Raw genomic sequence first — 21,889 nt, 5'->3', positions numbered from 1 at the left:
GAGTCGTGGCGACCGCCGCGGGCATCCGGTGGGTGTTTGGTCAGGCCCCGTTGAACCCCGTGCCGCTCGCAGCGCAGCCACCGGCAGACCGAACGTCTGCAGCCTCGCCAGGCCGATACCAGGCCACCCATCGATTCCCTCCGCCCCGGCCACAGGCGACAATAGCGCCGCTCATGAACAGTACTTTCGACCCCCGCCACGTCCGGCGCGCCTTTGAGCGTGCCGCCAGCAGCTATGCCGCCGCCGCCGCGCTACAGCGCGAAGCCGAAGCGCGCCTGCTCGAATCGCTCGACTACCTGGGCGACCAGGTGCCCAAGGTGGTGCTGGATGTCGGCGCCGGCCCCGGCCATGCCAGCGGCGCGATCAAGAAGCGCTGGCCCAAGGCGCAGGTGATCGCGCTGGACCAGGCCATGCCGATGCTGCGCCAGGCGCGCAAGGCGGCGGGCTGGTGGAAGCCGTTCGCGCAGGTCTGCGCCGATGCACGCGCCTTGCCGGTGGCCGACGGCAGCGTGGACGTGATCTTCAGCAACCTGTGCCTGCAGTGGGTGGAAGACCTGCCCGCGGTATTCGCCGGTTTCCGCCGCGCGCTGCGGCCGGGCGGCTTGTTGCTGTGCTCCACCTTCGGCCCGGAGACGCTGATCGAGTTGCGCGAGGCTTTCGCCCAGGCCGACCCGGCCCCGCATGTCAGCCGCTTTCCGCCGATCGCCCAGTTCGGCGATGCCTTGCTGATGTCCGGCTTCCGCGACCCGGTGCTGGACCGCGACCTGTTCACGCTGACCTACAGCGACCTGCCCGCGCTGATGCGCGAGCTACGCGCGATGGGCGCCACCAACGCACTCAGCAATCGCCGCGCCACTCTGACCGGACGCGGCCGCTTTGCCGCCGCCAGCGCCGCCTATGAGCCCTTGCGGCGGCCGGACGGCACCCTGCCCAGCTCCTGGGAAGTGATCTATGCCCACGCCTGGGCACCGGCGCCGGGCGCGCCCATCCGCGAGCAGGGACACGATGTCGCCAGCGTCCCGGTGGCCTCGATCCCGATCCGCCGCCGCATCGACTAGCGGTGGTGCAGATCGCCGGCAGCAACGCAGCCGTTGCCGGCGAGACACACAGTTTTGCGACGGCACCAATGCGGACCTGTCAGGCTCGGTCGCGACACCCGGTAGAATTCAGCAGTCAACGGCCGCATGTTCCTGTTGCGGCTTGCCTTTTCGACGCCTGAACCGGCGTGGCTAGCAAAACGCAGCACGCAGCCGTCAGGTGGCTGCAGACGGTGCGCAGAAATCTGCATGTACGCGTGGTACATGCCGGTTCCGGGTACCGGCAGCGCCCCCGCCCGGCTGCTGCACTGACGTTTTGATAGCCGCTCTTAGGTTTGCGGCCCCCGTCCCCCAATCGGCCTTCCCAATGTTGAAGTGGCTCATCATCGCGCTGTTCATCGCATCGGCGCTGTACATCCATTACCGCGGTCGCGTGCGGCACCGGCTCAGCCGGCAGCTGCTGGACCATTCCACCTTCATGGCGCCGATCAACACGCTGATGTATCTGTGTTCGCGCGTGCCGACCACGCCGTTCATCGATCCCGGCAAGGAATTTCCGGAGCTGGCGCCGCTGCGCGCCAACTGGCCGCTGATCCGCGATGAAGCGGTGGCGCTGCAGCAGATGCAGAAGATCCGCGCCGCCGACGGCTACACCGACATCGGCTTCAACTCGTTCTTCCGCCGTGGCTGGAAGCGCTTCTATCTGAAGTGGTACGGCACCGCCCACCCGTCGGCGTCCGAACTGTGCCCGCAGACCACCGCGTTGCTGAAGTCCATCCCCACAGTCAAGGCCGCGATGTTCGCCGAGTTGCCGCCGGGCAGCGAACTGCGCCCGCACCGCGACCCGTTCGCCGGGTCCATGCGCCTGCACCTGGGGCTGGCCACGCCCAACGACGACCGCTGCTTCATCGATGTCGACGGGCAGCGCCATAGCTGGCGCGACGGCGAGTGGACGATGTTCGACGAGACCTACATCCACTACGCGCGCAACGACACCGACCAGGACCGCATCATCCTGTTCTGCGACATCGAGCGCCCGATGCGCTGGCGCTGGGCCGCGGCGGTGAACCGCTTCGTCGGCCGCAGCCTGCTCTCGGCCGGTGCCTCGCCCAATCAGGAAGGTGACAAGACCGGCGGCATCAACCGCGTGTTCCGCTATTTCTATGCCGCGCGCCTGAAGGCCAAGGCGTTGAAGGAACGCAACAACCCGCTGTACCAGACGCTCAAGTGGGGCATCTTCATCCTGGTGGTGGTCGGGATCGTGTTGCTGTAACCCCCACCCACGTAGGAGCGCACCTGGGCGCGACCAGGCATCGCCGGTAACGCCCCATCGTGCGCAAGCGCGCTCCTACATAGGCACAGCTCCGGCCGCAACACCGCACCAATCACGTAGGAGCGCACCCGGGCGCGACCGGCATCGCCGGTAACGCCCTATCGCGCGCAAGCGCGCTCCTACATAGGCACAGCTCCGGCCGCAACACCGCACCAATCACGTAGGAGCGCACCCGGGCGCGACCGGCATTGCCGGTAACGCCTTATCGCGCCCGGGTGCGCTCCTACCGTGCCGGTCGATGCGCTCAGCGCGACACCTGCGCGATCCATTCCTGCAGGTTGTAGTAGTTGGTGACGCGGGTGATCTTGCCGTCGCGCACATCGAAAAACGCACCGCCCGGCAGCACATAGGTCTGCCCGTTGGCTTCCGGCAGGCCTTCGTCGGTGGTGTGGTAGACCCCGTGCACCACGTACTCGGCACCGACCCGGGTGCCATCCTCGTTGGCGGTGATCACGATGTCGCGCAGCTGCTCGCGGTAGCTGTCGTTCATGCGCTGCAGGAAGGCGGCAAATTCCGCCCGGCCGATCTCGCGCGGCCCCTGGTTGAGGTCGTGCGCGACGTCCTCGGCCAGGAACGCCAGCATGGCGTCCCAATCGCCGCGGTTGAATGCCGCGTAATAGGCCTGGACCAGGCCGGTGGCGTGTTGCCGATTGCGCTCGCTCATGCTCGAACCTGCCGCTGGGAAAGCCGCATCATAGAGCGCGTTTTGCGCTTCAACACGCCTGCCCTGCGGCATACCCGGCGTCAGGCGCCCTGCACCACCAGATCGCGATGGAAGTAATAGACCTCCTGCAGCAGGAAGCGCCAGCTGGTGTGGAAGCTGCGAAAGCGCGTGCTGGGCGTGGAAGAGGCCAGCGCGTCCACCCCCAGCTCATCGCTCAGCCGCAGCGCGCGCGCCATGTGCAACGGGTCGCTGACGATGATCGCCCGGTGCATGCCGTGCCGGTCCATCAGCGCGCGTGCCTGCTGCAGATTCTGCCGGGTGGTGCGCGAGACCGTCTCGATCACGATCGCCTCCGGTGGTACGCCGTGGCGTAGCGCGTAGCGCCGCGCCACCTGCGACTCGGCAAAGCGCGCGCCATTGCCAAAGCCGCCGGTGAACAGCAGCCGCGGCGCGTAGCCCTGCGCGTACAGGTCCAGCGCATGCCGGATGCGCTCTTCGAACACTGGCGAAGGGCGCGCGTCGTAGGCAGCCGCGCCCAGCACGATGATCACGTCGGCCGGCGCGGCCTGGTCGCGATCGCCGACCCAGACGATCCAGCCGGCCACGCCCACCAGCCAGATCAGCGTCAGCATGCACAGGCGCCAGCACCAGCCCCACAGACCGATCCCACGCGACCGCCTGCTCACGCCGCGGCCCACGGCAGCGCATCCAGATCGACATTGCCGCCGGACAGGATCAGCCCGACCCGCCGCCCGGCAAAGCGCGCCGGGTCGGCCAGCACCGCTGCCAGCGCAATCGCCGAGGACGGCTCCACCACCTGTTTGAGCACCTGCCAGATCAGCCGCATCGCCTGCACCACCGCCGCATCGTCCACGGTGATCACCTGCGCGCCGGCGGCCTGCAACACTGCGAAATTTGGCGCCCCCAGGGTGCCGCGCAGGCCGTCGCAGAGCGTGTCGGGCACGAAGTCGACCAGGCGCTCGCCGGCCGCCAGCGAGCGCGCGGTATCGGCCGCCCCGCTCGGCTCGGCCAGCACCAGCGCACAGCCCGGCGCCGATTGCAGCGCCAGCGCAGTGCCGGCGGCCAGCCCACCGCCGCCGACCGGTGCCACCAGCACATCCAGCCCGCCGCTCTGCAGCAGCAGCTCCAGCGCGGCGGTGCCCTGCCCGGCGATCACCGCCGGGTCGGTATACGGATGCACCAGCGTCGCGCCGCTGCCGGCCTGGACGTCGGCACACATCTGCTCGCGCGCCGCGATGGTGGGCGCGCAACGCCACAGCGTGGCGCCATGACGGGAGATATTGGCCAACTTGGCGGCCACCGCGCCTTCGGGCACCACCACGTGGCAGCCGATCCCGCGCGTGCGCGCGGCGAGCGCGAGTGCGGCGCCGTGATTGCCGGACGAATGGGTGACCACCCCGCGCGCGGCCAGCTCCTCCGGCAACGACCACACCGCGTTGCAGGCGCCACGGAACTTGAAGGCGCCGCTGCGCTGCAGGTGTTCGGCCTTGAAGAACAGCTGCGCACCGCAGAGGGCGTCCAGGCTGTGCGAGGTCAGCAGCGGTGTCGGCGCGCACTGCGGCGCGATGCGCGCAGCAGCTTGCAGGACGTCGGAATGGGCAAGCGGGACCGTCTCGATCATGCCTGCAAGATTAACGTATCGTCCCCGCCTTCACGGCTGCACGCGCGGCACCCGCGCATGCTGGATCAATGCAGAAGCACCACATTGCGGCACAGTTAAGGACCGATTCAATGCATCGGTTCGAAAGTGACACCATGGTTGCAGGAGGGCACCATCCATGAAATTCCGTCTGATCTTCGCCGCCGGGCTATTGGCCCTGGGCGGCTGCGCAACCTACGACTACACCGGTGCGGGGTCGGGCGGCTATTACCGCGGCGCGCCCGCGGTGCAGTACCGCTACCCGCCGGGCTACTCGCCATATTTCTACGGCAACCCCTACGGTTACCCTTACGGCGCCGGTTCGATCGGGCTGTACGACTACCCGGCGTATCCGGTCTACCGCGGTGGCTATTACTACCGCCAAAACGATCGCCGCCCGCAGTACCGGCCGCCACGTCCGCACGGCTCGTTCAACAATGGGCCCCGTCCCAACGGCCCGCGCCCGCAACAGCCCAATCGCCCACCGGCGACTGGCGCTCCGCCGTCGCGGCCGCCTCGCATCGGTGCGCCGCCGCGGGTGATCCGCGAGATTCAACGGCAGACCGCGCCGCGCAACACACGTGAGCAGATTCCCTGAGTTGCTGACTGCGACGTGGCCCACAAATGGCGATGTTGGGGGCTTGCGTTCAGCCGGCACTTGGTCGCAAGCTAGGCGCTCTGTGTGACCCGCCACGTCATGTTTTGACCCGGCCGGGCGCACTGACCGACTTATGTCGATGTCCGACAGGGAAATCTGGATCCCCCCTGTTCCGGCCCTGTCGGATATCGGCGCCTCCAACGCATAAAGCCCCGGCATGCCGGGGCTTTATGTTTTTGTCGTGCGGTCCGCTCTGGCGCGCCTGGGCACCCCGTTCGAGCAGCCAGGGCTGCGGCGGGCGGTGGAGCGCGAAAAAAATAAGGGTCGGCAGTCCCCCGACTACCGACCCTTACGCTACCCCATCGCACGCGTGGCTGGCCCCTGTTCCAATTCCAGCCTTGCGCCCATGTCGCAATGCCACGACGGGTGCACTAGGGATATCCGCACGGAACATGCCAACTTGAGAGCCAGTGTTCGATAATGTGACCTACATCACATTTTTATCCGTCGAGTGACCTTACTCGCCCTTCAGCCGATACTTTCGCGGCCGCCAACCTCCTTCTGCTCCTGGTCCACGCCCATGTCCGACTCCTTCTATCGCTACGACGTCATCGTGATCGGCGGCGGCCATGCCGGCACCGAGGCGGCGCTGGCCTCCGCGCGCGCCGGTGCGCGCACCTTGCTGCTGACCCACAACATCGAGACGGTGGGCGCGATGAGCTGCAACCCGGCCATCGGCGGGATCGGCAAGGGCCATCTGGTCAAGGAAATCGACGCGCTGGGCGGGGCGATGGCACGCGCGGCGGATCAGGCCGGCATCCAGTGGCGCACGCTCAATGCCTCCAAGGGGCCGGCGGTGCGCGCCACCCGCTGCCAGGCCGACCGCAACCTCTACCGCAACGCCATCCGCCGTATCGTCGAGGCGCAGCCAAACCTGACCGTGTTCCAGGCGGCGGTGGACGATCTGATCATCCACAACGGCGCCGCCGAAGCCGACAGCGTGCGCGGCGTGATCACCCAGACCGGGCTGCGCTTCGAAGCGCCCTCGGTGGTGCTGACCGCCGGCACCTTCCTGGCCGGCAAGATCCACGTCGGCGAGACCCAGTACGCGGCCGGACGCATGGGCGACCCGCCGGCCACCACGCTGGCCGCGCGTCTGCGCGAGCGGCCGTTCGCGATCGACCGGCTCAAGACCGGCACCCCGCCGCGCATCGACGGGCGTACGCTCGACTACAGCGTCATGCAGGAACAGCCGGGCGACGACCCGCTGCCGGTGATGTCGTTCATGGGCCAACTCGGCGATCACCCGCGCCAGGTCAGCTGCTGGATCACCCAGACCACCGAGCAGACCCACGACATCATCCGCAGTGCGCTGCATCGCTCGCCGCTGTATTCCGGGCAGATCGAGGGCATCGGCCCGCGTTACTGCCCGTCGATCGAAGACAAGGTGGTGCGCTTTGCCGAGAAGACCAGCCACCAGATCTTCGTCGAGCCCGAAGGCCTGGAAGTGGCCGAGATCTACCCCAACGGCATCTCCACCTCGCTGCCGTTCGACGTGCAGCTGGCATTGGTGCGCTCGATCCACGGGTTTGCGCAGGCGCATATCACCCGCCCCGGCTATGCGATCGAATACGACTTCTTCGACCCGCGCGGGCTCAAGGCCTCGCTGGAAACCAAGGCGGTGGGCGGGCTGTTCTTCGCCGGGCAGATCAATGGCACCACCGGGTACGAGGAGGCCGCCGCACAGGGTCTGCTGGCCGGGCTCAATGCCGCGCGCCATGTGCAGGGATTGCCGGCGTGGTCGCCGCGCCGCGACGAGGCCTACCTGGGCGTGCTGGTGGACGATCTGATCACCCACGGCACCACCGAGCCGTATCGCATGTTCACCAGCCGCGCCGAATACCGCCTGCAACTGCGCGAGGACAACGCCGATGCGCGCCTGACCGGCGTCGGCCGCGCGATGGGCCTGGTCGACGATGCGCGCTGGGCGCGCTTCTCCGCCAAGCAGGAGGCGGTGCAGCGCGAAAGCGCGCGCCTGTCGGTGCTGTGGGCGACCCCGGGCAATGCGCTGGGCCGCGAAGTGGCCCAGACCCTGGGCGTGGCGGTGAGCCGCGAAACCAACGTGCTGGACCTGATCAAGCGTCCCGAACTCAATTACGCCGCGCTGATGCGCGTGCCGACGCTGGGGCCGGGCGTGGATGATGCGCAGGTGGCCGAGCAGGTGGAGATCAGCGTCAAATACGCCGGTTACCTGGACCGCCAGCGCGACGACATCGCACGCCAGCAGCGCCACGAAACCACGCCGATTCCGGATGGATTCGATTATGCCGGCGTGCGCGGGCTGTCGATCGAGGTGCAGCAGAAACTCGAGCGCGTGCGCCCGCAAAGCATCGGCCAGGCGCAACGCATTGCCGGCATGACGCCGGCGGCGATCTCGTTGCTGCTGGTGCATCTGGAACGGGCGCGCCGCAGCCAGGTGGCGTAAGCACTCGCCGGTGCGTGGGCAGCTGCATGGCGGCTGCCTGTTCGGACGCATGCGTTTACACGCGGCACACGCGTGAATGTTTGTCAGCGGATGTCATGGCGCGACGGCATGTCGCCGCAAGCGAAGCAACACGCCGGTATCGCAGCGGCGGTGCCGAAAAGCGCGATGGAGGTCGCGAACGAGTTGGTATGCTCCGGCACCACCGACGACTTCCTGACGATGAACAGACTGCGCGCGCTGCTGACGGCCAGCTACCGGATCGCCTGCCCCGCCCTGCTGCTGATGCTGGGCGGCACCTCGCAAGCGGCCGCGCAGACCGAGGAAGACGGGCGTTACTGGCTGAGCGTGTATGCCCAGGGCAAGCTGCCGGTCGAAAACCTGTACTGGAGCATGGACGTGCATCCACGCTGGCGCGAAGAGGGCGAACAGTTCGACCAGTTGATCCTGCGCCCTGCGGTGTTTTACCGGTTCACTCCCAAGGCCAGTGTCTGGATGGGCTACGACACCATCATCAGCCACCCGGCCGGGCAGTCCTCCAACCGCGAAAATCGCTGGTGGGGGCAGTTTCAATATCAGTTCGATCCGATTGCCAATATCACCATCACCAGTCGCACCCGCCTGGAGCAGCGTCACCGCGAAGGTTTCAGCGACGAAGGGTATCGGGTGCGCCAGATGATCAGGGCGGTCCGGCCCAGTGCATTGTCTGCGCAACTGTCGTGGGTGGCCTTCAACGAACTGTTCGTCAATCTCGACCACACCGAGTGGGGCGCCCGACGCGGTCTGGACCAGAACCGCGTCTTCGTTGGCATCAACTGGAAGTTCAACGACGTTGCCAATGTCGACGTCGGCTATCTGAATCAGTTCGTCAACACCAGCACCGTGGACCGCGAAAACCACGTGCTGATGACCACGTTCCGCTTCAACTTCTGAGCCTGCTGGCGGCCCGCAAGACTTGCGTACCTGCAAGCCTGCATCGTCGTCTTTCCCTCGCGCGTTGATCCACATGCGGGCATGGCTGCCGCGCTGCGGCAGCGCGCGCATGGCACGCCTGCCGCAGGCCCTTATGCGGCCCTGCGCTCGACGGCGGGCAGCAAGCGCTGGCGCAGCAACAGCGCTGCCATCTCCAGCGTTTCGCCGGCGGCGCGCAGGACGCCGCCCATATTGATGAAGCCGTGGATCATGCCGGGAAAGCTGTGCAGGGTGACTTCCACACCGGCGGCGCGCAGGCGTTCGGCATAGCTGCGGCCTTCGTCGTAGAGCATGTCGCGCTCGCCCACGATGACCAGTGCGGGCGCAACGCCGGCCACCTCCGGCACCAGCATCGGCGAGACGCGCCAGTCCTGCGCAATGGCGGGGTCGGGCAACAGATGGCGATTGAAGAAGCGCACCGCCTCTGTGGTCAGCGGCGGCAGGCCGGCGTTATGCGATCGCGACGGGTATTGGCCGTTGTCCTCGCGCGCATCGGTGAGCGGATACACCAGCACCTGGCAGCGCAACGCGATCCCGGCATCGCGCGCAGCCAGCGCCGCGACTGCGGCCATGGCCCCGCCGATGCTGTCGCCGGCCACGGCCAGGCGCTGCACATCGGCGCCGACCGCATCGGGCTGGGCAACCAGCCAGTGCAGGGTCGCAATCACGTCCTCCACGCCGGCCGGCGCGGGATGTTCCGGCGCCAGGCGATAGTCGACCGCCAGCAGCTGGCAGCCGGCGCGCGCCGCCAGTTGCCGGCAGACGTCGTCGTGGGAGTCGAGGTCGCCCACCACGCCGCCGCCGCCGTGCACGAACAGGCAGGTCGGGGCCGGACCGGCAGACAGCCCGGACGGGCGATACAGACGCAGGCGCACCGGGCCGGCGGCGGTGCCGGCCTGCAGGTCGCGCACCTCGGCCATCTCCACACGCGAAAAGCCAAGCTCCGTGCCGAGTGCACGCATCATTGCGCGCGCGCCCTCGATCGGCAGGGTTTCCATCGGTGGTTGAGCGGCGTGTTGAAGCTGGGCGAACAGGCGCACGACATCGGGATCAAACGACATGGCGGACTCTCCAGGAGACGATGGCTGAGCCTGCCAGATACTTATGATCAATCACCATTCAACGCCATCAATTATTTCAATGGCGGTGCCGTAGATGCGCGGCAGTACCGCAAAAACCCCGTGCTGTCGATGCATGCGCCTGTCATGGCGACACCTGGCGAATAGTCGCGGCATCAGCATCCGTTGGTTTTTTGCTGCACTGCATCGTGGCTGCGCGCCTGCATCGGCGCGCACCTGCATGACAGTCATGAGCGATGCATGCCGGCATGCGCGCCAACTGTGTCGCTGCTGTGACGCCGCATCGCGCGCGAACGCAACAGCGGCCTAGTCGTCGTCCTCGGCAGCGGCCTCGCGGCCCTGCTGACGGATGAGGTTTTCCTGGCGTGCGTCCTCGATCGAGGCACGGATGGCACGCACGTCGGCGCGGCGGGTGTCGAACTTGAAGCGGCCGGTCAGCACGCTGTCCGGGCGCAGCTCGCCCTTTTCGAACAGCGCCCACATCTCTTCGCCGTAATGGGTGTCCAGCAACTCCGGGGCGAAGCGGCCGAGGCAATCGCGCAGGTTGTGCACATCGCGCAGCAGCATGTCGCGTGCGGCGTTGTTGCCGGCAGCACTGACCACCTGCGGGAAATCGATCAACACCGGGCCCTCGGGCGAGACCAGCACGTTGTATTCGGACAGGTCGCCGTGCACCAGGCCCAGCGACAGCATCTTGACCACATCGCCGATCAGGCTGGCGTGGAAGCTGCGCGCCTGCTCCGGCTCCAGGTCCACTTCGCCCAGCCGCGGTGCGCTGTGGCCGGCCTCGTCGGTGACCAGGTCCATCAGCAGCACGCCGTGGAAGTAGCCGCGCGGCTTAGGCACGTGCACGCTGGCGTCCATCAGTTGATAGAGCACCTCGGCTTCGGTGTTCTTCCATGCGGTCTCGGCTTCGCGCCGGCCGAACTTGGTGGCCTTGCCCATCGCGCGCGCCTGGCGGCTGCCACGCACCTTGCGGCCTTCCTGATACTGCACGCGCGCCTGGAAACTGCGTTGCGCCATGTCCTTGTAGACCTTGGCGCACAGGATGTCGGCGCCCGTACTGACCACATAGACGGATGCTTCCTTGCCGCTCTTCAGTGGTCGCAACACTTCGTCGATGATGCCGTCGTCGATCAGCGGTTGCAGGCCCTTGGGGGTTTTCATGGACTAAGGAGACCGATCCGAAACAAACCAGCAACGATTATGCGGCAACCAGGGTGAAGCGCTTACATGTCCAGGCGCAAGCTGCGACCGGGGGCATGTATCGGCGTGAGCGCTTACCATGCACGGACCCGTCCAAGCTGCGATCCGATGCCCGAGCCCGCCTCCAGCCGCCGCAAACCCACCACCACCGTGGCCACCGCCGGGAGCGAACGCGGCCTGCCGCATGAGTTGATGCAGCAGATCGCCGCCGCCCAGGGCGACCCGGACTTCATGACCTCGCTGGGCCGCGGGCTGGTGGTGCTGAGCGTGTTCGCCCAGCACGCGCGCGAGGTGACGATGTCGCAGATCAGCCTGGAAACCGGCATCTCGCGTGCGGCGGTGCGGCGGGTGCTGCATACCCTGGCCAGGCTGGGCTATGTCGGCGAGCAAGGCCGCGGCTACGTGCTGCTGCCGCGCGTGCTGGGGATCGGCGGTGCGTATGCAGCGTCTTCGTCGATGACCGCAGCGGCGCAGCCGGTGCTGGACGGGCTGCGCGACCAGTTGCACGAATCCTGCTCGCTGGGCGTGCTGGACGGCGACGACCTGCTGTACGTGGCGCGTGCCGAGACGGTGCGCATCATGTCGATCGGGCTGCGCCCGGGCACACGCCTGCCGGCCTACTGCACCTCGATGGGCCGCGTCCTGCTGGCCGCCCTGCCCGGCGACACTCTGCAGGCGTACCTGGAGCGCACCACGCTGCGCCCGCGCACCGACCGCACCGTGACCCAGGCTTCTGCGCTGCTGGAAGTGCTGGCACGCACGCGCCGCGAAGGCATGTGCCTGACCGACCAGGAACTGGAAATCGGCCTGCGCTCGATCGCGGTGCCGGTGCGCAACCTGCGCGGCGAGGTGATCGCCGCGCTCAACATCGGCGCCCAGGCCGGACGCGTGAGCCTGCAGACGATGCAGACGCTGCTGGAGCCGTTGAAACAGGCGGCGCAGCGGCTGGGTGCGTTGTTGAGTTAGTCGCCGGCGGGCGCGCTCAGCGCGGCCGGCGCAGGAAGCTCACCACCGCATCCACCCAGGCGGCATGGGTGTCCTCGACATGCGCCACGTGATCGGCGTGCGGCAGCGTGACCCAGCTGCGGTCTTCGCTGCGCAGGCGTGCGTACAGGTGCGCGTTGTCCGCCTGGGTCGCGATGGGATCGTCGACGCCACGCAGCAGCAAGACCGGCAGCGTGGTCACCTGCTCCGGCTGGAAGGCGAACTGCTCCATCGCGCGCCAGTCGGTACGCACCGGGTCGGCCGATACCGCCTGCGCCACATAGGCCGCACGCACGCTAGGCGGTGCGGCGTTGGTGGTGATGAAATCCTCGCCGGCCGCCGCGGCCGTGGTGCGCGCACGCAATGGCTGTGCCGGCGCCGGGGTGGTGTCGGGCGCTGCGTCGACATCGTCCGGGAAGCCATACAGCACCAGCGCCGACACTGCCTGCGGATGTTGCTGGGCGATCAGCAGCGCCACCCGCGCACCATTGGAATAACCGAGCAGCGCCGGCGGCGGCAGCTGCGGGTGCTGGTGGGCAACCCAGCTCAGCACCGCATCGACATCGGCCACGGCGCGCGCGGGCGTGTTCCAGCCGCTGCGATCGCGCGCACTGCCGCCATAGCCGCGCAGATCGACCGCGTAGGCGGCGTAACCGGCCTGCGCCAATGCCGCCAGCACCGAGCGCGCATCGCGCGGCTCGTCGGCAACCTGCAGATCGAAATTGGGCAACGCACTCCAGGTGCGCCCATGCACCAGCAGGATCGTGCCGCGCGGCTGCGCCGGGACGCGCGACCACACCGCCAGCGTCTGGCCATCGTCGGCGCGCACCTGCGCCAGCTCGGTTCCGGGCCCGGGATGCGGTCGTGCGTGCAGCCCGGATACGGTGAGCAGCAGCAAAAGCAAACAAACGGTACGCGGCAGCATCGGCAACCTCATGGGAAATGTCCTGTGCGAACGGAAGCGGTGGTCCGTTGCGGCACGTCCATCATCCCGTCGTCGATGGGCGATGTCATCAGGCGATGTGTATACGGGATGGCCAGGGTGCAACGCAGTGCGCGCGCTTGCACGCCACCCTGCCCGGCGTGCCATCAGTGCAGGCCAGGGACACAGCTAACCGAACCGGTCGCATTTGCGCCGCATGCCGCGCAAATGCAGCGTGCCTGCTGCACTCACGCGTCGCAGTGGCCGTCAGCCTTCGCGCGCCGGCTGTTCTTCGCCGGACTGCTCCTCGAGGATGGGCTTGGCCAGCGCGAAGGCATGGTTGGCGGCAGGCACGCCGCAATAGACCGCGGCCTGCAGCAGGACTTCCTTGATCTGCTCGGGCGTGACGCCGTTGTTGCGCGCGGCGCGCACGTGCAGCTTGAACTCCTCGTCGTGGCCCAACGCCACCATCATCGCCAGGGTCAGCAGCGAGCGGGTGTGCGCGGGCAGGCCATCGCGGGTCCAGATGGTGCCCCAGGCGTAGCGGGTGATCAGCGTCTGGAACTCGTCGGTGAACTCGGTGCGTGCGGCCAGCGAGCGCTCGACATGCGCATCGCCCAGGACGCGTCGGCGCTCGCGCAAGCCTGCCTGGTAACGCTCGTCTTCGTGCATCGGAAATCTCTCCTGCGTGGGAATGGGGAATTGGGAATTGGGAATCGGAGTGCTGGCGGCGATCGCAGGGCAAGCGCTGGGATATCAGGGGCATTGGTTGCGATTGATGTCGCCGGCGACAGGCAGCTGGCCGTGGTCAGCTGGGCGCAGATGCAACGCATGAGCGGGGATGCCGGGCGTCGTGCGTGCCGGATCGGGGTACCGGCTCCACGCATCCGGCAGCTGCCTGGCCGGGTGGAGGGTCACACGTGGTCGGCCTGCAGAAAGCCCAGGACGCTGTGGTTGAACGCGGCCGGCGACTCCAGGTTGCAGATGTGCCGGCCGGGCACCTGTGCGTAGTGGCCGTGCGGGGCGGCGTAGGCGATCTCGCGCAGATCGGCCGGCGGACAAACCGGGTCGTCGTCGCCGGCCAGTGCGAGCAGTGGCAGCCCCAGCGTGTCCAGCGCGCCGCGGAAGTCGGCGTCGGCCACCGCCTGGCAGCAGGCGATATAGCCCTGCGGCGATGTCGACACGAAGGCGGCCACGATCATGTCCAGGCGCTGCGCATGGCTGATGGCAAACGGCGGGGTGAACCAGCGCTGCAAGGTGGCATCGACCAGCCCCGGCAGGCCTTCGCTGCGCACCTGCTCGATGCGCGCGTTCCAGCTCTCGCTGCTGCCGATCTTCTGCGCGGTGGCGCACACCACCAGCCGGCGCAGGCGCTGCGGCGCATGCAGGCCCAGCCATTGCCCGGTGAGTCCACCGATCGACAGGCCGCAGAAGTCGCTCTGCGCGATCTGCAACGCATCCCACAGCGCCAGCACGTCCTGGCCAAGGTCGGCAACGCGATACGGGCCGGGCGGCGTGTCCGAATCGCCATGGCCGCGGCGGTCGTAGCGCAGGATGCGGTAATGCGGCGCAAACGCGGCGATCTGCACGTCCCACATATGCAGGTCGGTGCCCAGCGAATTGCAGAAGGTCAGCCAGGGGCGGCCTTCGGTGCCGTCGAGGCGGTAATGCAGGCGATGCGTGGGCAACTGGAGATAAGCCATCGGAGCACCGTCAGCGGGATGAAGAAGCAGCCAGCACGCGATCGATCCAGACCGAGGACATGCCGCGCCAGCTGTCCACATCGAACACCGCCTGCAGTTGCGCCTGCGTGAGTACCGCGCTCACCTGCGCGTCGTCGCCGAGCACCTCGCGCAGATGGCGCTGCTGCGCCTGGGCGCGTGCCACCGCCTGTTCGACCAGCGCATGCGCCTGCGGCTTGCCGAGCCGTGGTGCCAACGCAAACACCGCTGCCTCGGCGTACAACGCGCCGCCATGGCTATGCAGGTGCGCGCGCATGGCCTCGCGGTCCAGTTGCAGGTCGGCCAGGCAGCCTTGCATCTGCGCCAGGCTGCCGGCGGTCAGGCACACGATCTGCGGCAAGGTCTCCCATTCGGCATGCCATTGCCCGGCGGCGCGCTCATGCGGCTGCGCCATCGCGCTGAACAAGGTCGCCACCAGGCCGGGCACGCGGGTGGCAGCAGCAACCGCGGCGACGCTGGAGACCGGATTGCGCTTGTGCGGCATCGCCGAGGAGCCGCCCTTGCCGGCCGCGGCCGGCTCGAACACTTCGCCGACTTCCGACTGCATCAGCAACACGACGTCGCCGCCGATTTTGCCCAACGTGCCGGCCAGCAGGCCGAACGCACAGCCGACCTCGACGAGGCGATCGCGTGCGGTATGCCACGGCATCGCGGGCAACGGCAGCGCCAGCGTGGTTGCCAGCGCCTGGACGACATCCAGACCGCGCTCCTGCAACGACGCCAACGTGCCGGCCGCGCCCCCGAACTGCAGCACCAGGCCATCGTGCTGCAAGGACTGCAGGCGGCTATGCGCGCGCTGCAACGCATCCAGCCAGGCGGCGACCTTGAGCCCGAACGTGACCGGCACCGCCTGCTGCAACAAGGTGCGACCAGGCAGGCCGGTATTGCGTTCGCGCGCGGCCAGCGCAGCCAGCTCGGCGCACAGGCCCTGCAGGCGCGGCAGCAGCAGGTCGAGCGCGGCGCGCAGCTGCAGTACCGTGCCGGTGTCGATGACGTCCTGGCTGGTGGCGCCCCAGTGCACCCAGCGCGCGGCCTGCGCATCGTGGGCGGCCACGCGCGCGGTCAGCGCCTTGACCAATGGAATGGCGGGGTTGCCGGCAAGTGCGGTGGCCTGCGCCAGCGCGGCCAGATCGTAATGCTGCACGTCGCATGCGGCCGCAATGGCTTGCGCGGCCTCGGCGGGAATCACGCCGCATTGCGCCTGCGCGCGAGCGAGCGCGGATTCGAAGTGCAGCATTGCCTGCACCCGCGCCGCGTCGTCGAACAGCGCGTCGCAGGCAGGCTCGCCAAACAGGGATCCCAACAGGGAAGACGTCGCAGTCATGCATGGCCTCGGGTGGCGTGCCGGCAGCATGGCACCGATGCGCAAGAGTGCCAACTGGCGTGCGCGGTGCCGGGTGGTGTGCACGCGTGGTGGTCAGTGCGGGTCACGCGTGCCGCACGTTTGGACAAGGCGCGTGTCGCGGCGGGATCACGGCATTGCACGCAGCTGCCGCGCGATCGCGATGGATCACCGAGGGCATCACGCGCTGGCACCTGCCTGCCCGGCGCGCGGCGACAGCTGCACCGCACCTGCACGCAGGTGCAGGCGTGCTGCTCGCACGGAGACAACCCTGCATGGCACCCCGCGCACCGACCGCGCGATCAATAGTTGAAGAATACCGTTTCCGCATCGCCCTGCATGTGGATGTCCCACAGGTAATCGCTGCCACCGCGCGAGTGCGCCAGCAGCGTGCTGCGGCGCTCGGCCGGCACTAGGGCCAGGATGGGGTCGCTGCCCAGCTGCGGATCGTCGGCGAAGTACAGCCGCGTCGACACGCCGCGCAACAGCCCGCGCATGAAGACCAGCACGCTCAGATGCGCTGCCTGCAGCTTGCCGTCCGGCCCGGCGACCTGGCCCGGCTTGACGGTGCTGAAGGAAAAACGCCCCTGCGCGTCGGTCGGCACGCGGCCCCAGCCATCGAAGCCGGGATCGTGCGCCTGGCAGCGCGTATCGGCGGCATGCGCATAGATGCCGGCCGCATCGGCCTGCCACAGCTCCAGCACTGCGTCGGCAACCGGGGCGCCGGCGCCATCGAACACGCAACCACTGACCTGCACGTGTGTACCCACGGCCTGCGCAGGCGCGAGTTGCGCGCGATACAGCGGCTCCAGCCCGAGCCGGTAGTACGGGCCAACGGTTTGCGACGGGGTGGTGTGCAGGCTCATCGATTCACTCCCAGACCGTTTGCTTGCGACCGCGCAACACGATATCGAAGCGGTAGGCCAGCGCGTATTCGCTCACCGCGTTTTCCCAGTCGAAGCTGGACACCATGCGTTCGCGCGCCTGCGCATCGTCCACGCAGTTGTAGATCGGGTCGTGCGCCAGCAAGGGGTCGCCGGGGAAGTACATCTGGGTGATCAGCCGCTGCCCGATGCCATCGCCATGCAGCGAAAAATGGATATGCGCTGGCCGCCAGGCGTTGTAGTGATTGCGCCACGGATACGCGCCCGGCTTGATGGTCTTGAAGGCGTAGCGGCCGTGGTCGTCGGTGAGCACCTGGCCGGTGCCGCGGAAGTTGGGATCCAGCGGTGCGTCGTGCCGGTCGCCGGCATGTTGATAGCGGCCGGCGGCATTGCATTGCCACACCTCGACCACGCTATTGCGCACCGGCTTGCCGTTCTCGTCGAGCACGCGACCGGACACGATGATGCGCTCGCCCAATGGCTCGCCCGCAAAGCCGGCGGTGAGGTCGGCGGCATGCTCGCCCAGGGTGAGCCGATTCAATTGCGGGCCGGTGACTTCCGACAGCGTGGCCGGGATATCGATCGGCGCACGCGTGGGGCCGCGCAATGCGGTGGATGCGTAGGGCAGATGCAGGTAGGCCGGCTGCGTGCCGATTCGCGGCCGGCGATAGCCGAGCAGCGGATCGATCGACGTGTCAGAGCTGGGGTCGCGCATGCGGGATCTCCATCGGTTGCGCTACGGCAGGATCAAAACATGGGTGTGCGGTCTTGGCGGCGGCGGTTGCAATCGGCGCACTACACGCGCTCGATCGCCAGCGCCACGCCCTGCCCGACCCCGATGCACATGCTGGCCAGCCCAAACCGCCCATTGCCCGCCTCCAGTTGCCGCAACAAGGTCAATGCCAGTCGCGCACCGCTCATGCCCAGGGGATGGCCCAGCGCGATGGCGCCGCCATTGGCGTTGACGTGCGCGGCATCGTCGGCCAGGCCGAACGCGCGCGTGCAGGCCAGCACTTGCGCGGCGAAGGCTTCATTGAACTCGATCGCATCGAACTGCTCGATGCGCAGGCCCAGGCGCGCCAGCAGGCGCTGCGTGGCCGGTACCGGGCCGATGCCCATATAGGCCGGCTCCACGCCCGCCGAGGCGAAGCCGAGCACGCGTGCCCGCGGGGTCAGCCCATGCGCGTGCACGGCCTGCGCAGACGCCAACAACAGGGCGGCAGCGCCATCGTTGAGACCGGCCGCATTGCCGGCCGTCACCGTGCCGGGCTGGCGGAACACCGGCTTGAGCTTGGCCAGCATCTCGGCGGTGGTGTTCGGGCGTGGATGCTCGTCGCGATCGACCGCGGTCGCCTCGCCCCCTTTGCGTGCGGCCACCGGCACCGGGGTGATCTCTGCATCGAAGAAACCGGCCGCCTGTGCGGCGGCGGCGCGCTGCTGGCTGCGCAGCGCAAACGCGTCCTGGTCTTCGCGCGGGATGGCATGGCGCTGTGCCACGTTCTCCGCGGTCTCACCCATCAGCTCCACGCCATAGGCGCCCTGCAGGCGCGGATTGATGAACCGCCAGCCCATGGTGGTGTCTTCCAGCTGTTGCGTGCGCGCGAACGCGCTCTCGGCCTTGCCCACGACCCAGGGCGCGCGGGTCATCGATTCGACCCCGCCGGCGATCGCCAGCCCCAGCTCGCCAGCACGGATGCCGCGCGCCACCGTGCCGACCGCATCCAGCCCGGAACCGCACAGGCGATTGAGCGTGCTGCCCGGCACCGAACTGGGCAGCCCCGCCAGCAACAGACTCATGCGCGCGACATTGCGATTGTCCTCGCCGGCCTGATTTGCGCAGCCCAGGTACACGTCGTCGATCAGCGCCGGCTCCAGTTGCGGATTGCGTGCCATCAACGCGGCGATCGGTATCGCGCCCAGGTCGTCGGCGCGCACGCCGGCCAGGGCGCCGCCGTAGCGGCCGATCGGCGTGCGGATGCCATCGATCAGATAGACCTCGCTCATGCCTCGGCTCCGGCTGCCTGCTTGCCATGCGCTGCGTCGGTGCGTGCCTGCAGCGCGCGCAGCGCCTGCAGTTCCGCAGCACTGGGTGGGGTGGTCTGCGCCAGATCGGCGGCGAAGCGGATCGGCCAGCCGGTGGCCGCGCTCACCTGCTCGCGGGTGCTGCCGGGATGCAGCGCGGTGACGGTGAGTTCGCGGGTCACGGGATCGGGCTCCATCACGCACAGGTCGGTGACCACCACGGTGGGGCCGGCGCCGGGCAGGCCGGCGCGCTGCCGCGCATCGCCACCGTCCAGATGCCCGACCGTGGTGATGAAGTCCAGCGCGGGCACGAAGCTGCGTCTGGATTGGCGAATGATGATGAACACCTGTTTGGCGCTGGCCGCGATCTCCGGCGCGCCGCCCGCGCCGGGCAGCCGTGTCTTGGGCGCGTCGTATGGGCCGATCACCGTGGTGTTGAGGTTGGCATGGCGATCGATCTGCGCCGCGCCAAGGAAGCCCACATCCACGCGCCCGCCCTGCAGCCAGTAGCGGAAGATTTCTGGGGTGGAGACCACGGTGTCGGCGGTTTCGGCCAGCTCGCCGTCGCCGATCGACAACGGCAGCACGTCCGGGCGCGCGCCGATCGGGCCGGATTCGTAGATCAGGGTGACATCCGGCGCATGCGTCAGCCGCGCCAGGTTGGCGGCGGTGGATGGCAGACCGATGCCGACAAAGCACACCGCGCCATCGGGCAGGCGCCGCGCCGCCGCCACGGTCATCATCTCGTTGGTGCTGTAGTCGCTCATGCGGCCACCTGCAGCAGCGATTGCGCGTACACGCGCTGGAACGCGGCAAAGTCCTCGGTGTCGAGAATGTGCGTCTGGATCCAGGCCTGGGAGCGGGCGCGGTCGCGCGCAATCGCATCCCAGGCCAGGTAGAAGCGGTTGTCGCGGGCGTAATAACCGTGCGCGTACGACGGTGCCGCACCGCCGGGCACGTGGCAGACCGCATCGACCACCCAGCGCGGCAGGATGCAGGCGTTGGGCGGTGCATCCAGCGTGTCGACAATCTCTTCCACCGTCACGATCACCTTGCGCGCCGCCAGCGCGGCTTCCTTCTGCACGCCCAGGATGCCCCACAGCAGCACGTTGCCGCGGCGGTCGGCCTGCTGCGCATGGATGACGGTGACATCGGGCTTGACCGCCGGCGTGGTGGCCAGCGTCTCGCCGGTGTACGGGCATTGCAGGAACTTGATGCTGTCGTTGACGCGCGGCAGGTCCGAGCCGACATAACCGCGCAGCACCGCGAACGGCAGGCCCGAGGCACCGGCCACATACGCGTTGGCCATGTCGGCATGGCTGTGTTCGCGGATCTGCAGCGGCTGCGGCCACGCATGTTCGACCGCATCACGCAGCCGGTGCAGCGAGCCGACGCCGGGATTGCCGCCCCAGGAAAACCGCAATGCCGATGCACAACCGGCGCCGATCAGCTGGTCGTAGATCAGGTCCGGGGTCATGCGCACCAGGTGCAGGTCGCGCTTGCGCTGGCGGATCACCTCGTGGCCGGCCGCATGCGGAATCAGATGGGTGAAGCCTTCCATCGCCACGCAGTCGCCATCGGCGATCAGCTGGGACACCGCTTCTGAAAGGGGGACGATCTGGGCCATTGCTTCGGTCCTGCGCAGCGAGCGTGTGGTCACGTTAGGCGCGGCTGCACAGCCCGGTCAATGCGATTATCGGTGCATCAATTCGATAATCGCACAATTTCGGCGGGCGACCGACGCTCCAACATTGTCTCCGGTGTATACATAACTTCGCTTGCAAGCAGACGCCAGCGCCGGCATGCGCGTCAACTGGTCGCCAGCCGGCGTACCGCTGCCGATCCGCACCCCAGGTTGTATACAAAACCCCAGGAGCCACGGTCATGTCCCAGTCCAAGCAGCTGTTTCCCCTCAACGCGTGGTACGCCGTCGCCTGGGACCACGAGATCAAGCATGCGCTGACCCCGCGCAAGGTCTGCAACCTGGATGTGGTGGTCTATCGCACCACTGCCGGGGCGGTGATCGCGCTCGAGGATGCGTGCTGGCATCGCCTGGTACCGCTGTCGATGGGCAAGCTGCGCGGCGACGATGTGGTGTGCGGTTACCACGGGCTGGTCTACAACAGCCAGGGCCGCTGCGTGCACATGCCCTCGCAGGAGACCATCAATCCCTCCGCGTGCGTGCGCAGTTTTCCGGTGGCCGAGAAGCATCGCTATGTGTGGATCTGGCCCGGCGACCCGGCGCAGGCCGACACCCGCCTGATTCCCGACCTGCACTGGGCGCACGATCCGGCCTGGGCCGGCGATGGCCGCACCATCTATGCCAAGTGCGACTACCGGCTGGTGCTGGACAACCTGATGGACCTGACCCACGAGACCTTCGTGCACGGCTCCAGCATCGGCCAGGACGAGATCGCCGAAGCGCCGTTCGAGGTGATGCATGGCGACCGCTCGGTGGTGGTGTCGCGCTGGATGCGCAACATCGACGCGCCGCCATTCTGGGCCAGCCAGATCGCGCGCCATCTGGATTACCGCGGCAAGGTCGACCGCTGGCAGATCATCCGCTTCGAAGCGCCCGGCACCATCGCCATCGACGTCGGCGTAGCCATCGCCGGCACCGGTGCGCCGGAGGGCGACCGCAGCCAGGGTGTCAACGGCTATGTGCTCAATACCATCACGCCGGAAACCGACACCACCTGCCACTACTTCTGGGCGTTCATGCGCAACTACGCGCTGCACGACCAATCGCTGACCACGCTGACCCGTGCAGGCGTCACCGGCGTGTTCGGCGAGGACGAGGCGGTGCTGGAAGCGCAGCAACGCGCCATCGACGCGCATCCGGATCACACCTTCTACAACCTCAACGTCGATGCCGGCGGGATGTGGGCGCGCCGCGTGATCGATCGGCTGATCGCCCAGGAGCAGCGCGCGCAGGAACTGTCGCTGCGCATGGTGGGCTGAG

22 protein-coding genes and 1 other RNA gene are annotated in these 21,889 nt (G+C 68.0%); 7 read left to right on the top strand and 16 right to left on the bottom strand.

Annotated features, from left to right (window positions below):
- The first annotated feature begins 173 nt into the window (after nucleotides 1-173).
- Nucleotides 174-1,058, top strand: a complete 885-nt coding sequence (gene bioC, locus AC1PLS_RS02235) for a malonyl-ACP O-methyltransferase BioC (protein ID WP_184432363.1) — start codon at nucleotides 174-176, stop codon at nucleotides 1,056-1,058.
- A gap of 169 nt (nucleotides 1,059-1,227) precedes the next feature.
- Here the strand turns inward: bioC and AC1PLS_RS02230 are convergent.
- Nucleotides 1,228-1,303, bottom strand: a non-coding RNA gene (locus tag AC1PLS_RS02230) — sX9 sRNA.
- Nucleotides 1,304-1,404: 101 nt separating this feature from the next.
- Between AC1PLS_RS02230 and lpxO the strand changes: the two genes are divergently transcribed.
- Entirely contained in the window at nucleotides 1,405-2,310 is a 906-nt protein-coding gene (lpxO, locus tag AC1PLS_RS02225) for a lipid A hydroxylase LpxO (protein WP_016903250.1), read from the top strand.
- A 304-nt stretch (nucleotides 2,311-2,614) separates the two neighbouring features.
- On the opposite strand, the gene AC1PLS_RS02220 is transcribed toward lpxO, so the two are convergent.
- The 3 genes from AC1PLS_RS02220 to AC1PLS_RS02210 all read right to left on the bottom strand — a co-directional run bounded on the left by AC1PLS_RS02220 (nucleotide 2,615) and on the right by AC1PLS_RS02210 (nucleotide 4,676).
- On the bottom strand, nucleotides 2,615-3,034 hold the full coding sequence (locus AC1PLS_RS02220) for a nuclear transport factor 2 family protein (RefSeq protein ID WP_065047020.1): 420 nt from the start codon (nucleotides 3,032-3,034) through the stop codon (nucleotides 2,615-2,617).
- Nucleotides 3,035-3,114: 80 nt separating this feature from the next.
- Nucleotides 3,115-3,732 (bottom strand): YdcF family protein, encoded by a 618-nt coding sequence (locus AC1PLS_RS02215; RefSeq protein ID WP_026064498.1) that lies wholly within the window; start codon nucleotides 3,730-3,732, stop codon nucleotides 3,115-3,117.
- Nucleotides 3,717-4,676: a pyridoxal-phosphate dependent enzyme gene (locus AC1PLS_RS02210; RefSeq protein ID WP_184381033.1), complete on the bottom strand. Its 960-nt coding sequence runs from the start codon at nucleotides 4,674-4,676 to the stop codon at nucleotides 3,717-3,719. Before AC1PLS_RS02210 ends, AC1PLS_RS02215 begins: the two co-directional genes overlap by 16 nt.
- A gap of 157 nt (nucleotides 4,677-4,833) precedes the next feature.
- Here AC1PLS_RS02210 and AC1PLS_RS02205 point away from each other — a divergent pair, with 157 nt between their 5' ends.
- From AC1PLS_RS02205 to AC1PLS_RS02195, 3 genes are all read left to right on the top strand, one after another.
- Nucleotides 4,834-5,292, top strand: coding sequence for a hypothetical protein (locus AC1PLS_RS02205; protein WP_024938779.1), 459 nt, complete (start codon nucleotides 4,834-4,836; stop codon nucleotides 5,290-5,292).
- 580 nt (nucleotides 5,293-5,872) lie between these two features.
- Nucleotides 5,873-7,777 (top strand): tRNA uridine-5-carboxymethylaminomethyl(34) synthesis enzyme MnmG, encoded by a 1,905-nt coding sequence (gene mnmG, locus AC1PLS_RS02200; protein WP_184381031.1) that lies wholly within the window; start codon nucleotides 5,873-5,875, stop codon nucleotides 7,775-7,777.
- A gap of 219 nt (nucleotides 7,778-7,996) precedes the next feature.
- Nucleotides 7,997-8,707, top strand: coding sequence for a DUF2490 domain-containing protein (locus AC1PLS_RS02195; RefSeq protein ID WP_102580317.1), 711 nt, complete (start codon nucleotides 7,997-7,999; stop codon nucleotides 8,705-8,707).
- Between the two features lie 131 nt (nucleotides 8,708-8,838).
- Here the strand turns inward: AC1PLS_RS02195 and AC1PLS_RS02190 are convergent, their stop codons facing one another.
- The 3 genes from AC1PLS_RS02190 to AC1PLS_RS02180 form a co-directional block, all read right to left on the bottom strand.
- The gene (locus AC1PLS_RS02190; RefSeq protein WP_481104168.1) at nucleotides 8,839-9,807 is read right to left on the bottom strand and encodes an alpha/beta hydrolase; all 969 of its coding nucleotides are present in this window, start codon (nucleotides 9,805-9,807) and stop codon (nucleotides 8,839-8,841) included.
- Between the two features lie 51 nt (nucleotides 9,808-9,858).
- Complete coding sequence (locus tag AC1PLS_RS02185; protein ID WP_481104167.1) at nucleotides 9,859-10,056, bottom strand: hypothetical protein; 198 nt, start codon at nucleotides 10,054-10,056, stop codon at nucleotides 9,859-9,861.
- A 75-nt stretch (nucleotides 10,057-10,131) separates the two neighbouring features.
- The gene (locus AC1PLS_RS02180) at nucleotides 10,132-10,992 is read right to left on the bottom strand and encodes a PA4780 family RIO1-like protein kinase (protein WP_039517307.1); all 861 of its coding nucleotides are present in this window, start codon (nucleotides 10,990-10,992) and stop codon (nucleotides 10,132-10,134) included.
- A 147-nt stretch (nucleotides 10,993-11,139) separates the two neighbouring features.
- Between AC1PLS_RS02180 and AC1PLS_RS02175 the strand changes: the two genes are divergently transcribed.
- Complete coding sequence (locus tag AC1PLS_RS02175; RefSeq protein WP_024938784.1) at nucleotides 11,140-11,997, top strand: IclR family transcriptional regulator domain-containing protein; 858 nt, start codon at nucleotides 11,140-11,142, stop codon at nucleotides 11,995-11,997.
- 16 nt (nucleotides 11,998-12,013) lie between these two features.
- Here AC1PLS_RS02175 and AC1PLS_RS02170 read toward each other — a convergent pair whose 3' ends face one another.
- The 9 genes from AC1PLS_RS02170 to AC1PLS_RS02130 form a co-directional block, all read right to left on the bottom strand.
- Nucleotides 12,014-12,940 (bottom strand): alpha/beta hydrolase, encoded by a 927-nt coding sequence (locus AC1PLS_RS02170; protein WP_228911284.1) that lies wholly within the window; start codon nucleotides 12,938-12,940, stop codon nucleotides 12,014-12,016.
- Nucleotides 12,941-13,204: 264 nt separating this feature from the next.
- On the bottom strand, nucleotides 13,205-13,609 hold the full coding sequence (pcaC, locus tag AC1PLS_RS02165; RefSeq protein ID WP_104543901.1) for a 4-carboxymuconolactone decarboxylase: 405 nt from the start codon (nucleotides 13,607-13,609) through the stop codon (nucleotides 13,205-13,207).
- A gap of 242 nt (nucleotides 13,610-13,851) precedes the next feature.
- Entirely contained in the window at nucleotides 13,852-14,640 is a 789-nt protein-coding gene (gene pcaD, locus AC1PLS_RS02160; RefSeq protein ID WP_481104166.1) for a 3-oxoadipate enol-lactonase, read from the bottom strand.
- A 10-nt stretch (nucleotides 14,641-14,650) separates the two neighbouring features.
- Nucleotides 14,651-16,003 (bottom strand): 3-carboxy-cis,cis-muconate cycloisomerase, encoded by a 1,353-nt coding sequence (locus AC1PLS_RS02155; protein WP_481104165.1) that lies wholly within the window; start codon nucleotides 16,001-16,003, stop codon nucleotides 14,651-14,653.
- Nucleotides 16,004-16,323: 320 nt separating this feature from the next.
- Nucleotides 16,324-16,887 (bottom strand): protocatechuate 3,4-dioxygenase subunit alpha, encoded by a 564-nt coding sequence (pcaG, locus tag AC1PLS_RS02150; protein WP_481104164.1) that lies wholly within the window; start codon nucleotides 16,885-16,887, stop codon nucleotides 16,324-16,326.
- A 4-nt stretch (nucleotides 16,888-16,891) separates the two neighbouring features.
- On the bottom strand, nucleotides 16,892-17,620 hold the full coding sequence (gene pcaH, locus AC1PLS_RS02145) for a protocatechuate 3,4-dioxygenase subunit beta (protein WP_024938790.1): 729 nt from the start codon (nucleotides 17,618-17,620) through the stop codon (nucleotides 16,892-16,894).
- A gap of 80 nt (nucleotides 17,621-17,700) precedes the next feature.
- Nucleotides 17,701-18,909: a 3-oxoadipyl-CoA thiolase gene (gene pcaF / locus AC1PLS_RS02140; RefSeq protein WP_184432382.1), complete on the bottom strand. Its 1,209-nt coding sequence runs from the start codon at nucleotides 18,907-18,909 to the stop codon at nucleotides 17,701-17,703.
- Complete coding sequence (locus AC1PLS_RS02135) at nucleotides 18,906-19,694, bottom strand: CoA-transferase subunit beta (RefSeq protein WP_102253242.1); 789 nt, start codon at nucleotides 19,692-19,694, stop codon at nucleotides 18,906-18,908. Before AC1PLS_RS02135 ends, pcaF begins: the two co-directional genes overlap by 4 nt.
- Nucleotides 19,691-20,554, bottom strand: coding sequence for a CoA transferase subunit A (locus AC1PLS_RS02130; RefSeq protein WP_184432384.1), 864 nt, complete (start codon nucleotides 20,552-20,554; stop codon nucleotides 19,691-19,693). The genes AC1PLS_RS02135 and AC1PLS_RS02130 overlap by 4 nt, the downstream gene beginning before the upstream one ends.
- Nucleotides 20,555-20,811: 257 nt before the next feature.
- Here AC1PLS_RS02130 and AC1PLS_RS02125 point away from each other — a divergent pair, with 257 nt between their 5' ends.
- Nucleotides 20,812-21,888, top strand: a complete 1,077-nt coding sequence (locus AC1PLS_RS02125; protein WP_016904721.1) for an aromatic ring-hydroxylating dioxygenase subunit alpha — start codon at nucleotides 20,812-20,814, stop codon at nucleotides 21,886-21,888.
- The last annotated feature ends 1 nt before the right edge of the window (nucleotide 21,889 follow it).

The sequence above is a fragment of the Xanthomonas sp. NCPPB 3218 genome, from assembly GCF_056725185.1.
The sequence above is the reverse complement of the archived record's forward strand: the minus strand, read 5'-3'. Positions and strand labels throughout refer to the sequence as shown.